Origin of the sequence: Azospira sp. I13 (assembly GCF_003112695.1) — a bacterium.
Taxonomy (GTDB): Bacteria; Pseudomonadota; Gammaproteobacteria; order Burkholderiales; family Rhodocyclaceae; genus Azospira.
Genome location: NZ_BFBP01000024.1, coordinates 60,779 through 74,154, shown reverse-complemented (window position 1 = coordinate 74,154; position 13,376 = coordinate 60,779). Strand labels below are relative to the sequence as shown.

At 64.0% G+C, this 13,376-nt stretch carries 11 protein-coding genes and 3 tRNA genes; 8 read left to right on the top strand and 6 right to left on the bottom strand.

What is annotated here, in order from left to right:
- The 4 genes from AZSI13_RS15740 to AZSI13_RS15725 all read right to left on the bottom strand — a co-directional run.
- Positions 1-155 (bottom strand): GTP-binding protein (locus tag AZSI13_RS15740; protein ID WP_235609792.1); only part of this gene is annotated, 155 nt, incomplete at its 3' end.
- Between the two features lie 50 nt (positions 156-205).
- Positions 206-280, bottom strand: a tRNA-Thr gene (locus tag AZSI13_RS15735).
- 26 nt (positions 281-306) lie between these two features.
- Positions 307-380 (bottom strand) — tRNA-Gly (locus AZSI13_RS15730).
- A gap of 64 nt (positions 381-444) precedes the next feature.
- Positions 445-529, bottom strand: a tRNA-Tyr gene (locus AZSI13_RS15725).
- Between the two features lie 174 nt (positions 530-703).
- On the opposite strand from AZSI13_RS15725, the gene AZSI13_RS15720 reads away from it, so the two are divergent.
- The 4 genes from AZSI13_RS15720 (at position 704) to AZSI13_RS15705 (ending at position 8,783) form a co-directional block, all read left to right on the top strand.
- A complete protein-coding gene (locus AZSI13_RS15720) occupies positions 704-2,095 on the top strand; it encodes an FAD-binding oxidoreductase (protein ID WP_109042137.1) in 1,392 nt (463 codons plus the stop codon).
- Between the two features lie 264 nt (positions 2,096-2,359).
- Complete coding sequence (locus AZSI13_RS15715; protein ID WP_109042136.1) at positions 2,360-5,905, top strand: indolepyruvate ferredoxin oxidoreductase family protein; 3,546 nt, start codon at positions 2,360-2,362, stop codon at positions 5,903-5,905.
- A gap of 77 nt (positions 5,906-5,982) precedes the next feature.
- A complete protein-coding gene (locus AZSI13_RS15710; RefSeq protein WP_235609801.1) occupies positions 5,983-6,840 on the top strand; it encodes a class I SAM-dependent methyltransferase in 858 nt (285 codons plus the stop codon).
- 41 nt (positions 6,841-6,881) lie between these two features.
- Positions 6,882-8,783 carry an ATP-binding protein gene (locus AZSI13_RS15705; protein ID WP_109042135.1) on the top strand — a complete coding sequence of 634 codons (1,902 nt, stop codon included), beginning with the start codon at positions 6,882-6,884 and terminating at the stop codon, positions 8,781-8,783.
- Here AZSI13_RS15705 and AZSI13_RS15700 read toward each other — a convergent pair.
- Complete coding sequence (locus tag AZSI13_RS15700) at positions 8,773-9,423, bottom strand: response regulator transcription factor (protein ID WP_109042134.1); 651 nt, start codon at positions 9,421-9,423, stop codon at positions 8,773-8,775. The two genes, AZSI13_RS15705 and AZSI13_RS15700, sit on opposite strands and share 11 nt — an antisense overlap.
- A gap of 123 nt (positions 9,424-9,546) precedes the next feature.
- Between AZSI13_RS15700 and AZSI13_RS15695 the strand changes: the two genes are divergently transcribed.
- Positions 9,547-10,077 carry a PhaM family polyhydroxyalkanoate granule multifunctional regulatory protein gene (locus tag AZSI13_RS15695; RefSeq protein WP_109042133.1) on the top strand — a complete coding sequence of 177 codons (531 nt, stop codon included), beginning with the start codon at positions 9,547-9,549 and terminating at the stop codon, positions 10,075-10,077.
- A 28-nt stretch (positions 10,078-10,105) separates the two neighbouring features.
- Here the strand turns inward: AZSI13_RS15695 and mpl are convergent, their stop codons facing one another.
- The gene (mpl, locus tag AZSI13_RS15690; protein WP_109042132.1) at positions 10,106-11,482 is read right to left on the bottom strand and encodes a UDP-N-acetylmuramate:L-alanyl-gamma-D-glutamyl-meso-diaminopimelate ligase; all 1,377 of its coding nucleotides are present in this window, start codon (positions 11,480-11,482) and stop codon (positions 10,106-10,108) included.
- A 53-nt stretch (positions 11,483-11,535) separates the two neighbouring features.
- On the opposite strand from mpl, the gene AZSI13_RS15685 reads away from it, so the two are divergent.
- The 3 genes from AZSI13_RS15685 (at position 11,536) to aroQ (ending at position 13,303) form a co-directional block, all read left to right on the top strand.
- Complete coding sequence (locus AZSI13_RS15685) at positions 11,536-12,153, top strand: hypothetical protein (protein ID WP_109042131.1); 618 nt, start codon at positions 11,536-11,538, stop codon at positions 12,151-12,153.
- Positions 12,154-12,302: 149 nt separating this feature from the next.
- Entirely contained in the window at positions 12,303-12,692 is a 390-nt protein-coding gene (locus AZSI13_RS15680; protein WP_165833573.1) for a TlpA disulfide reductase family protein, read from the top strand.
- An 86-nt stretch (positions 12,693-12,778) separates the two neighbouring features.
- Entirely contained in the window at positions 12,779-13,303 is a 525-nt protein-coding gene (gene aroQ, locus AZSI13_RS15675; protein ID WP_109042129.1) for a type II 3-dehydroquinate dehydratase, read from the top strand.
- Positions 13,304-13,376 lie beyond the last annotated feature (73 nt).

Below are 13,376 nucleotides of genomic sequence, written 5' to 3'. Positions count from 1 at the left end.
GCGTCGATCTGGTCGTAAGCCTTGGCTTCGCCACCGAACTTCTTGGACAGAATGGTGGTGATAGCAGCAGTCAGCGTGGTCTTGCCGTGGTCAACGTGACCGATGGTGCCCACATTAACGTGCGGCTTCGTACGTTCAAACTTTTCCTTGGCCATTGCGGTACCTCGAATTTAGAAAATGGTAAAAAAACTTCGGGGCATATCAGTGGTGCCCATGGGCAGGATTGAACTGCCGACCTCTCCCTTACCAAGGGAGTGCTCTGCCACTGAGCTACATGGGCATCCGCTTTCAACCAACCGTGCGGTCTGGAGCGGGTGAAGGGAATCGAACCCTCGTCTTAAGCTTGGAAGGCTTCAGCTCTACCATTGAGCTACACCCGCGTTCGATTTTTCACCCACGACACCCGCACTTCAGAACCGGGCGCCGCTTACCGCAACAAAAACTTGGTGGAGGAGGAAGGATTCGAACCTTCGAAGGCAGAGCCGTCAGATTTACAGTCTGATCCCTTTGACCGCTCGGGAACTCCTCCAAAACGAAGCCGCGAATTATGGCAATCTCGGTTTCCCGTGTCAAGCCCTGTATCGCGAAGCGAGGCGCATTATAGCAAAAGATTCGGGAAGGTCCAGCCCGATTTGTACGAATGTTCAAAATAAGCGCCCAGCCCTAGAATTCGCCCTCTTACTTTTTCACCGCCGCCATCGCCATGACCAGCTCCTCCCCCCTTCCTTCCGACCTGATTGATGCCCTGCGGCAAGCTTTCGGCAGCCGATTTTCCCAGGGGGAGTCGGTACGCCTGCAACATGGCCGGGACGAATCGAAGCATGACCCCATGCTGCCGGACGGCGTGGTCTTTGCCGAAAGTACGGAGGAAGTGGCCCTGGTCATGGGTCTGTGCCGCCAGTATCAGATCCCCGTGATTCCCTACGGCGTCGGCAGTTCAGTGGAGGGCCACATCCTGGCCCTGCGCGGCGGCATCTGCATCGACCTTTCCGGCATGAACCGGATTGTTGCGGTTCACGGCGAAGATCTGGACGCCACGGTGCAGGCCGGCGTCACCCGCAAGCAGCTCAACGATGAGCTGAAGGGCACCGGCCTTTTCTTCCCCATTGACCCCGGCGCCGACGCCACCCTGGGAGGCATGGCCGCCACCCGCGCTTCCGGCACCAACGCCGTACGCTACGGCACAATGCGGGAGAATGTGCTGGCCCTGACGGTGGTCACTGCCGACGGCCGCATCATCAAGACAGGCACCCGGGCCCGCAAGTCCTCCGCCGGCTACGACCTCACCCGGCTATTCGTTGGCTCAGAAGGCACCCTGGGCATCATCACCGAACTGACGGTCAAGCTCTACCCCATTCCGGAAGCCATTTCCGCCGCCGTTTGCGCCTTCCCCAGCGTTGATGCTGCGGTGGATACGGTAATCCAGACCATCCAGATGGGAGTTCCCGTCGCCCGGGTGGAGTTGCTGGATGCCTTGACCCTGCAGGCCATCAACCGATATTCCAAGACCACCCTGCCTGAAGCCCCCACCCTCTTCTTTGAATTCCACGGCAGCGAAAGCAGCGTCCAGGAGCAAGCAGAGCTGACCCAGGAAATCGCCCAGGGCAACGGCGGCCAGGACTTCCAGTGGTCTCCCCGGCCGGAAGATCGCAGCCGCCTGTGGCAGGCCCGCCACGACGCCTATTTCGCTTGCCTGCAACTCAAGCCCGGCTCGCGCTGCTTCCCCACCGATGTCTGCGTGCCCATTTCCCGCCTGGCCGAGTGCATCCATGCCACCAATGCGGATATCGCCCAGGTTTCCTTGCCCATCGCCCTCTTCGGCCACGTGGGAGACGGCAACTTCCACCTGGTGGTGCTGGTGGATACGGCCAACCCCAAGGAAATGGCCGAAGCCGAGTGGATCAACCAGCGCGTCGTCGAACGCGCCCTGGAGGCTGAAGGCACCTGTACCGGCGAGCATGGCGTGGGGCTGGGCAAGCAGAAATTCCTGGTCCGCGAACATGGCGAAGGTGCCGTAGCGGTCATGCGGGCCCTCAAGCTGGCGCTGGACCCAGACGACCTGCTCAATCCGGGCAAGATACTGCCGCCCGCCTGACCCCAACCCCCTCCCAACCCGGCCAGCCATGCTGGCCTTTTTTTTCGCCCCTATTCGCCCTTTTCCCTCTGTTTGCGACTGTTGCGATGCAACGTTACGCCGCCCCATCGGTCCCATACAATGAATCCGCCACCTATCCGTGGCACTTCAGACCGGTACCCACCCACAAGGCGGCCGCCGGAGCGACCAATCCGCCATGCGATCCGGCCCACCCCCATCGGGATACGAAGGCAGGACGCCGGCAACCGATGGAGGAGCAAGCCCATGGGCGATATCTCTGCACACCTCTCCAAGACGCTGGCCCAGGCCAGCCTGGACGACAAGTACACCACCCTTTCCGGCCGCGCCTTTCTCACCGGCATCCAGGCCCTGATCCGGCTGCCCATGCTGCAGCGGCTGCGCGACCAAGCTCTGGGGCTCAATACCGCCGGCTTCATTTCCGGCTACCGGGGCAGCCCTCTCGGCGGTCTGGACCAGGGCCTGTGGAAAGCCCAGAAGTATCTGGCGGAAAACCACATCACCTTCCAGCCCGGGGTCAATGAGGACCTGGCCGCCACCGCCGTCTGGGGCAGTCAGCAGGTCAATCTCTTCCCCGGCGCCAAGTACGACGGGGTGTTTGCCCTGTGGTACGGCAAGGGCCCGGGGGTGGACCGCAGCGGCGACGTCTTCCGCCACGCCAACGCCGCCGGCAGCTCCCGGCACGGCGGCGTGCTGGTGGTGGCCGGCGACGACCACGCCGCCAAGTCCTCCACCCTGCCCCACCAGACCGAGCACGTCTTCAAGGCGGTGATGATGCCGGTGCTGTATCCGGCCAACGTCCAGGAGTACCTGGAATACGGCCTGCACGGCTGGGCCATGAGTCGCTATTCAGGCTGCTGGGTGGCCTTCAAGGCCCTGGCGGACACGGTGGAAACCTCGGCCTCGGTGTGGGTAGACCCCATGGCCCTGGACATCCGTCTGCCCGAAGATTTCGAACTGCCGGCCGACGGCCTCAACATCCGCTGGCCCGACCCGCCCCTGGTACAGGAGGCCCGCCTCACCCACTTCAAGCTCTACGCTGCCCTGGCCTACGCCCGGGCCAACCGGCTCAACCGCATCGTCATCGACTCCCCAGCCCCCCGCCTGGGCATCATCACCGCCGGCAAGTCCTATCTGGACGTGATGCAAGCCCTGGACGAACTGGGTATCGACCAGCAACTGGCGGCCGAAATTGGCATTCGCCTCTACAAGGTGGGCATGGTCTGGCCCCTGGAAGCCGAGGGGGTACGCCAGTTCGCCGAAGGGCTGGACGAAATCCTGGTGGTGGAAGAAAAACGCCAGATGCTGGAATACCAGTTGAAGGAAGAGCTCTACAACTGGCGCGAAAACGTGCGCCCCCGGGTGGTGGGAAAATTCGACGAGAAGGGCGAATGGGCACTGCTGCCCGATGGCAAGGGCCACCTTTCCCACGGCGACTGGCTGCTGCCAGCGGCCGGCGAACTGTCCGTGGCCCAAATCGCCCGGGCCATCGCCAGCCGCATCGAACGCCACTTCACCAGCCCGGCCATCAAGGCTCGGCTCGAACTGATCGAAGCCAAGCAGAAGGCGCTGCAAACGCCCATCATCCTCACCCAGCGTACGCCCCACTTCTGCTCCGGCTGCCCCCACAACACCTCCACCCGGGTGCCGGAAGGCTCCCGGGCCGTGGCCGGCATCGGCTGCCACTACATGGTGACCTGGATGGACCGCAGTACCGCCACCTTCACCCACATGGGGGGCGAAGGCGTCACCTGGGTCGGCCAGGCGCCCTTCACTGAGGAAAAGCACATTTTCGCCAACCTGGGGGACGGCACCTACTTCCACTCTGGTCTGCTGGCCATCCGCCAGTCCGTGGCGGCAAAAACCAACATCACCTACAAGATCCTCTACAACGACGCCGTCGCCATGACTGGCGGGCAACCCGTGGACGGCGTCCTCTCCGTGCCCCGCATCACTCGCCAGCTGGAGGCCGAAGGGGTGGGCCGGATGGTGATCGTCACCGACGAGCCGGAGAAATACGCCGAGGTGACGGACCTAGCGCCCAACGTGCCGGTGCGCCACCGGGACGAGCTGGATGCGGTGCAACAGGAACTGCGCCAAGAGCCGGGCACCACTATCCTCATCTACGACCAGACCTGCGCCACGGAAAAGCGCCGGCGCCGCAAGCGGGGCAAACTGGCCGAGGTGGATCGCCGGGTCTTCATCAATGAGGCGGTGTGTGAGGGCTGCGGTGACTGCTCGGTACAGTCCAACTGCCTCTCGGTCATTCCGGTGGAAACGGAGTTTGGGCGCAAGCGGGCCATTGACCAGTCCAACTGCAACAAGGACTTCTCCTGCCTCAAGGGCTTCTGCCCCTCCTTCGTCACCCTAGAGGGCGCCCGCCTGAAGAAGGGCCAGGCTCTGTCCACGGACGAGCATGACTGGCCTCCCCTGCCCGACCCTGCCCTGCCGTCCACAGCGCGGCCCTACAACCTGCTGGTGACGGGGGTTGGTGGCACCGGCGTGGTGACCCTCGGCGCCCTCATCGGCATGGCCGCCCACCTGGACGGCAAGGGCGTTTCGGTGCTCGACATGACGGGGCTGGCCCAGAAGTACGGCGCCGTCTTCAGCCATCTGCGCTTTGCCGACCGGCCGGAGGATATCCACGCTGCCCGTATCGCGACCGGTGAAGCGGACGCCATCCTGGGCGGCGACGTGGTGGTGACGGCAGGCAACGAGGCCCTCTCCAAGATGCAGGAAGGGCGCACCCGGGCGGTGGTCAGCTGCACCGAAACCCCCACCGCGGAATTCACCCGCAACCCGGACTGGCAGTTCCCCCTCAGCGCAATGCAGCGGGCCATCGCCACAACAGTGGGCCAGGGCCAGGCCTGGTTCCTGGATGCCCAGGCCCTGACGACCCGGCTGATGGGCGACGCCTTGTACACCAACATGTTCCTGCTCGGTTTTGCCTGGCAGCAAGGCATGGTGCCGGTTTCCCTGGCCGCCCTGACCCGGGCCATCGAACTTAACGGCACCACTGTCCAGGCCAATCTGCAAGCGCTGCTGTGGGGCCGCCGGGCCGCCCACGACCAGGCCCGGGTGGAACGCCTGACCCAGCCACCGGAGCCCCCCCGGACGCATCCGGTCGACCTTCTGGAAGACAGCATCGCGCGCCATCGGCAAGCCCTCTCGGCTTACCAGAACGAGGCCCTGGGCCGGCATTACGCCACCCGTATCGCCGCCCTGGCAGATGCAGAGCGACCTCTGGACCCGGCCACACCGGTCTCCCTGGCAGCGGCCCGGGCTTACTACAAGCTCCTGGCCATCAAGGATGAATACGAAGTCGCCCGGCTGCACACCCGGCCAGAATTCATGGCCCAGCTCCGCCAGACTTTTGCCGGTGAGCCGGGCCAGGATTATCAAGTGCACTTCCATCTGGCGCCGCCCCTGTGGGCGCGCCCCGACCCGGCCACCGGCCGGACCCGCAAGCGGGAATATGGCCCCTGGATGCTGCGGGCCCTGAAGGTACTGGCGGGGCTACGCTTCCTGCGGGGCTCGGCCCTGGACCCCTTCGGCTATACGGCGGAACGGCGCATGGAGCGGCAGTTGATCGCCGACTTCGAGGCGGACCTGAACCTCATCCAGCAACATCTGGCCCAGGGCAATGCCCACCCGGCCCTGCTGGCCCTGGCAGAGTTGCCAGAGAGCATCCGGGGCTACGGCCCGGTGAAGGAGCAGGCCGCACGGCTGGTCCAGCAGAAGCGGCGGGGGCTGCATGGGAAATTGCAGGCCGGAAGCCCGGCCGTCACTTAATGGGCGGCAAAGAAAGGCCGCCAGCGATGAGCTGAGGCCCGGTGGCGAGGTCGGGCACGGCGGGCGGGTCGGTTACAATGACCGGCCCGCCCTTCTTCGCCCACTTCAGCCCCGTGCCCGCCTCCACCCGCCAGCTCGCCCTCCAGTTCGCCGCCGTCCTCCTGGTTCTTTCCCTGGCCTGGCCCTATTACGGCATGAAGGCGGAATTGCTGCCCTGGGGGCCGGTTAGCCTGGCCATCGGCCTGATCGCCCTGCTCCTGGCCACCCTCTCTCACCAGCCCTGGTGGTGGCGCCTGATCCACCTGGGCTTCGCCCCCCTGGCCTGGGCGGCAGCTCAATGGCAAATCGACCCGGGCTGGTTCCTGCTCGCCTTCATCCTCATGTTGCTGGTATACCGCGGCGCCCTTACCGGCCAGGTGCCCCTTTATCTGTCCAACCGGCAGACTGCTGCTGCCCTGGCCCAATTGGCCAACGAACGCCAGGCCCGACGTATTCTGGACCTGGGTGCCGGTATCGGCAGCCTGCAAGCCCCTCTGGCCCAGGCCCTGCCCAATGCCACCGTCGCCGGCCTGGAAAACGCTCCCCTCACCTGGCTCCTGGGCCGCCTGCGCCTGCGGCAACTCGGCAACGCCCCCCTGCACTACGGAGACCTCTGGCAAACCGATCTGGGTGGTCAGGATCTGGTCTACGCCTTTCTCTCCCCCGAGCCCATGGATGTGCTGGGGCAAAAAGCTGCAGCGGAAATGGGGCCAGGCAGCCTTTTCGTCAGCAACAGCTTTCCCATCCCCTGGGCTGAAGAGGAACGGCTGATCACCGTCGGTGACCGGCGCCAGACCCGTCTCTACTGCTACAGCCCGGCCCATTTGCAAGAGCAGCTGGCGCGCCTGTCGCCTACGGTTGCCGACGACGGCACATCAGTGGACAATCCGACTTAAGCATTCGTCATCCCAACCCACCACCTGACGGCCATCTTCCCTTGAAAAACTGGGGCATCCAGACCCGTATTCTCATACTCGCCCTGGCGCCGGCCATTGTCGTGGCCGGCGCCCTGAGTATCTATTTCGTGCTGGCCCTGCTGGCCGATCTGGACCGAGACCTGCGGGACCAAGGCTTGGGCCTCGGCCGTCAGCTGGCGGCCATCGCCGAATACAGCGCTTATTCCGGCGACCGCCAGGCCCTCAACAGCATCGCCCTCGCCGCCCTGGAGGAATCTCACGTCAACAGCGTCGAGGTTTATGACCAGAATGGCGATGCGCTGGCAGCCAGCGGCGCCCTGCCCCCCTCCCTGAATCCCCTACCGGATGCAAGCCAGTCCGTGGTCATTCACGAATCCCTGGACCATCTGCGTATCGCCGCCCCGGTACTGCGCCATCGCCTGGAAGCCCAGGACCCTTTCCTGGCGGATTCGCCCACGGCCGGCCCGGGGGAGTTGCCGCCCCTGCTCGGCTGGGTGGTGGTGGAAATGTCCCGCCAGGCCCTGGACGCCCGACGCAAGGAAACCATGGTTTTCACCCTGGCCCTGATGCTCCTTACCGTCGCCGCCACCAGCCTGCTGGCCATGGTGCTGGTCCGCCAGGTGAGCCGCCCCATCATTCGCCTGGAAAGGGCAGTGGACCGCATCCGCACCGGCCATCTGAACCTGCAGTTGCCGGCAGACAGCGGCGGCGAACTGCAGCGCCTGGAAGAAGGTTTCAACACCATGGCTCGGGCCCTGCAGGAAGCCCGAGGCAATCTGGAAGGCAAGATTCACGAAGCCACCCGGGAGCTGGAGCGCAAACGCCAGGAGGCCGAGCGCAGCAGCCTGGCAAAATCTCGCTTCCTGGCCGCGGCCAGTCACGACCTGCGGCAGCCCCTGCATGCCCTCAATCTCTTCGCTGCCGACCTGAAGAACAACGCCAGCGACCCGGATCAGCAAAAGCTGGCCGGCCAGATCGGCACCTCCATCCTCAGCATGTCGGAGCTGCTGGACGCCCTCCTCAACATCTCCCGCATCGACGTGGCAGGCGTTTCCCCACAATACGAGGTGATGAGCCTGCAGGCCCTGTTCGAACGCCTGCGCCACACCTTCGCCCGGGAAGCCGAGAGCCGGGGCCTGCGCCTGCGCTTCCGCCCCACCCAGGCCTGGATTCAGGGCGACCCGGCCCTGCTGGAGCGCCTGCTGGGCAATCTGCTCACCAATGCCCTACGCTATACCGAACGCGGCAGCATTCTGGTTGTCGCCCGCCAGCGGCGCCAGGGCTGGCGCCTGGAGGTGCGGGACAGTGGCAGCGGCATTGCTCCGGAACACCAGCAGGCGGTGTTCGAGGAATTTTTCCAGGTTGGCAACGCCGAGCGGGAGCAGGGCAAGGGACTGGGGCTGGGGCTAGCCATCGTGGATCGCCTGGCCAAGGCCATGGAAGTGCCCCTGGAGTTACGCTCGGCCCTGGGCCGGGGCTCCACCTTCGCCTTGCTGCTGCCGGCGGCCGATCCCCAGGAAGCCGGAGCGGGCGCCACAGAGCAAGTCCCCACCGTCGCCCTGCTGACCCACGGTGCGGGCTACATGGAAGCAACAGCCAATCAGATCATGGGGTGGCTACAGGACTGGGGCTTTCATTGCCGCCGGGTGGAATCTGCAGAAGGAGGGCTACGCCTGGCCGCCGTACCGGAAGAGAGCGGTGACGCCCCCTTCCTCTGGCTGGCGGTGGGCAATCCGGAGTCGCTATCGCCCTTGCTCGATGCAGGAGCGGGGCATCCGGCCGTAGTCATCACACCGGACGCCCAAAGCCCCGACGCCCCCTGGTTCACGCTTTCCCACCCCGTACGCCCCGCCAAGCTGCGGGCTTTACTGCTACGCCTGCGGGACGAGTGGGAAGACGCCAAAGCAGACGCTAAACCTTGATGCCGAGTCGGCTGACGGCCACCAGCGCCTGAGTACGGCTGGACACGCCCAGGGCCTTGAAAATAGCCGTGATATGGATTTTTACGGTGCCTTCGGAAAGGCCCAGCAGATTGGCGATGTCCCGATTGGACTTGCCCTTGGTCATCAGTCCCAGCACTTCAGCCTGACGCTCGGTCAGGCCGAACTCGGAGGCCGGCGCCTCCTGTACCGTGGGGGTAGGCGCCAACTCAGCCGCCAGGCTGACCGGCATCAATTGCTCCGGCTTGTGCAGATTCCCCGCCAGTACCTGGCGCACCGCAGCCACCAGCTTCTCGGTGGAGTAGGCCTTGGGAATGAAGCCCAGGGCGCCATGCTTGAGCGCCCGGTTAACCGTATGGGCATCGTCGTAGGCCGACACCACCACCACCGGTATGCTCGGAAAACGGGTGCGGAACATGTCGAGACAGGTCAGGCCATCCACACCGGGCAAGGCGATATCCAGCAGCACCAGGTCCAGATCGGATTCCCGCTCCAGAACCGAGACCGCTGACTGACAATCCCCGGCTTCGAAAACCACCACTTCAGCCTCCAGCTGACGCAGCACCCGGACCAGCCCTTCCCTGACCAGCGCATGGTCCTCAATGACAAGCAATGTGAGCATAGACTGATGTAATGACGTTGTTGTTTTGCCGCTAATTTAACACTCCGGGAGCACCCCGGCTATTCCGCAGGCAAAAATATTCGTAGTATTGTGGAATACCGCAGCCAACAAGGAGAACCCGGCATGAGCCTGCATTCTGGCAACAACGACCCCCTGGATTTCGTGAAGAACATGTGGGGCAACATGGGCTTCTCCCTGCCCGGGATGGTGACCCCCACCCTGGACACCGACGAGCTGCAGAAACAGATCACCGATCTGAAGGCGGTGGAGGGCTGGCTGCGCATGAATCTTTCCATGCTGCAGATGACCATTCAAAACATGGAAATGCAGCACTCCACCCTGACGGCCGTAAAGGCCATGGGGGCCATGGCTGCCAAGCACAGCAACGATCTCAGCGAAGAAAGCACGGGCACGGCGGAAGCTGCCGGGGCTGCCGCCGAGGCCGCCGCCAGCGCTTTTTCCCAAGCCGCCCTGTGGCCCTGGAACATGATGACCCAGGTGCAGGAGCACCTGCAGCAAAGCGCTGCCGCTGCGGCACCAGAACCAGCACCGGCCCCCAAGCCCAGAGCAACACGCAGCACCAAAGCAGCGCCGGCCAAGGCCAAGAAACCGACTGCCGGTGCTGCGCCGCGCAGCCGCAAGACCGCCAAGTAAATCTGGAAGGCAGCCCGGGGGCCGGCCTTTAGGCTGCCGGTCCGGCCAATGCAGCCAAGAGACGCTGGTGAATGCCACCAAAGCCGCCGTTGCTCATCACCAGCACCCGGTCACCAGGCCGGGCAGCGGCGGCAATGCGGGATACCAGCAAATCCAGGTCATCCAGCGCCAGCGCCCGCTCACCCAGGGGCGCCAGCGCCCCTGCCGCATCCCAGCCCAGATCCTTGGTGTAGCAGAAGACCAGATCCGCTTCCTTGAGACTGTCGGCCAGGCGGTCCTTCATCACACCGAGTTTCATGGTGTTGGAACGGGGCTCCAGTACGGCCAGGATACGGCCAGGCCCCTCCCCCTGGGCGATGGCACCGGCCAGTTGGCGGCGCAAGCCCCCCACCGTGGCGGTAATGGCGGTGGGATGGTGGGCAAAATCGTCGAGCACCGTGACCCCCCGCGCCGTGCCCTTCACTTCCATGCGCCGCTTGACGTTATGAAAGCTGGCCAGGGCCTGCAAGCCGTCCTCCACCCGAACCCCCACATGGCGTGCCGCCAGGATAGCCGCTACCGCGTTCTGGCGATTGTGTTCGCCCGTCAGGCCCCAGCGTGTCCGTCCCACCTCCTCGCCGTTGTGCAGCAGGACAAGGGAGCCATCCGCGTCATCGCCTCGGGCATTCCAGGTATCGCCACCAAACCAAGCCAGATCGGACCAACAGCCTCGCCCGATGACCCGCTGCAAACTTTCCTCCCGGGCATTGGCGACCACCAGGCCGGAGCGGGGGAGCGTACGCACCAAATGATGAAATTGCGTCTCGATGGCCGCGAGATCTCTGAAAATATCTGCGTGATCGAACTCCAGATTGTTCAACACCACCGTCCGCGGGTGGTAATGAATGAATTTTGAGCGTTTGTCGCAGAATGCGGTGTCGTATTCGTCAGCTTCGATAACGAAGAACGGCAGGTCGGTGAGACGGGCGGAAACTCCGAAATTCTGCGGCACCCCCCCGATAAGGAAGCCGGGTTTGAGACCGGCAGACTCGAGAATCCAGGCTAGCATGGCGCTGGTGGTGGTCTTGCCGTGGGTCCCCGCCACCCCCAGCACCCACTTGCCCTGCAGCACATGTTCCGCCAGCCACTGGGGGCCGGAGACATAGGGCAATCCACGGTCCAATATCTCCTCCAAGAGGGGATTGCCACGGGAAATGGCATTGCCGATCACAAAAATGTCGGGATTGACGGCGATCTGGTCGGCATCATAACCCTCGGTCAAGGCAATGCCCTGGGCTTCCAGCTGGGTACTCATGGGTGGATAGACGTTAGTGTCGCAACCGGTCACCCGATGGCCGGCAGCCCGTGCCAGCAGGGCAATGCCCCCCATGAAGGTGCCGCAGATACCGAGGATGTGAATATGCATGCAATGTTCCGCCGGTTAGAATGAGGCGTCGATTCTAACAGCCGGGGGCCGCCATGAAATCCACCACCCGCCGCGGCGAGGCCCTGGCCTCCCGCAACGCCCAGCTACGACAGCTCATCGCCAGCACCGCCGCCCGGCTGATGGCCCAGGATGGCATTGATGACTACACCCTGGCCAAGCGCAAAGCGGCCCGGCAACTCGGCGTTCCGACCACCGACGCCCTGCCCAACAATGCGGAGGTTGAAGCCGAACTGCGCACTTACCAGTCCCTCTACCAGGAAGAGGAGCAGCGCCAGCGCATTCACGAGCTTCGGCAAAAAGCCTGCGAAATGATGGCAATCATGCCGGCATTCCACCCTTATCTCACAGGGTCGGTACTGGATGGCACTGCCGGGCGCTATGCCGAGGTGGATGTCCTGCTGTACCCCGACAGCGCCAAGGAAGTGGAAATTTTCCTCCTCAACCGGAACATCCCCTTCACTCACGAAACACCTCGCCATGACCGGGTGGACGCCGTCCTGCAAGTAGACATGGAGGGCGATCCGGTCAATCTGGTGATCTATCCGCCCCAGGATGAACGCACTACTTACCGCAGCCGGGACGGTCGGCTACGGGAGCGGGCCCGCCTCGAAGCCGTGCAGGCCCTGTTAACACTCGAGGCGACACCATGACCCCGGGCAGCCAGAGCCACCTATTGGGCCGAATCGCCCTGGCCCTCCTGCTGGCCTTGACTGCTTTCGCAGCGGGCCTCTATTTTGGGCACCGTCCGCCCAGTATCCAAGCCAACCCTAGCGGCGCCGCCGTGCAGGAACTACTGCGGTTGGAACTCCCCACGGCCGAGGGAACGCCCCAGGCCCTGAGCCAGTGGCAAGGACAATGGCGGATCATCAACTACTGGGCCACTTGGTGCCCGCCCTGCCGGGAAGAGATGCCGGAATTCTCGCGCCTGCAAAAGGAATATCGGGCGAAAGGCGTGCAATTCATCGGTATCGCCCTGGATTCGTCGGAGAACGTAGCTGCTTTCAGCCAGGCCACACCCGCGGCCTACCCTTTGCTGGTGGCATCTCCAAGCGCCATCCGCAACCTGAAGGCCCTGGGCAATGAACAAGGCGCCCTTCCCTACACCCTGATCATCGACCCCAAGGGGACAGTCAGGGAAACCCGGCTGGGCTCCCTGAGCGCCGCCGAGCTCCGTACCATGCTGCCTTAGGCCGGGCCGAACCCCACACAGACCGCCCCGGCCCTGCAAGCGGGCAAACTGGACAAACTGCAGCGAATTACGGCAAACTTGCAGCCATGAAGAAGCAAACTTCATCTTCCTCTTCCGCCAAGTCAGCGGGCAAGGCCTCTGGCCGAGCCAAGGCCGAGCCAAGCCCAGCACCACGGCTGTTGGTCCTGCACGGCCCCAACCTGAATCTGCTCGGCACGCGGGAACCCCACATCTATGGCAGTACCACCCTGGCCGATATCAATCGGGCCTTGGCGGTGCGCGCCGAAACTGCCGGCGTCGAGCTGGAAGGGTTCCAGAGCAACCACGAGGGGGCGCTCATTGAGCGCATTCACGCCGCCCGGGACCAAGGCGTGCGCTACATCATCATCAACCCCGCGGCTTACACCCACACCAGCGTTGCCCTGCGTGACGCTCTGGCGGCTGTCGGCATTCCCTTTGTCGAAGTGCATCTATCGAATGTCTTCGCCCGGGAAAGCTTCCGCCATCACTCCTATTTTTCCGATCTGGCGATCGGCGTCATCAGCGGTCTGGGGGCCGAGGGCTATTCCCTCGCCCTGGAGTTCCTGCTCAGTCGCCTCAACAGCGACTGACGCCGCCCGCATCCGGTTTCATTTTCACATCTAGAAACTTCCGCCGCCGGCTCTAGTCGGCGAACTTTCGAGG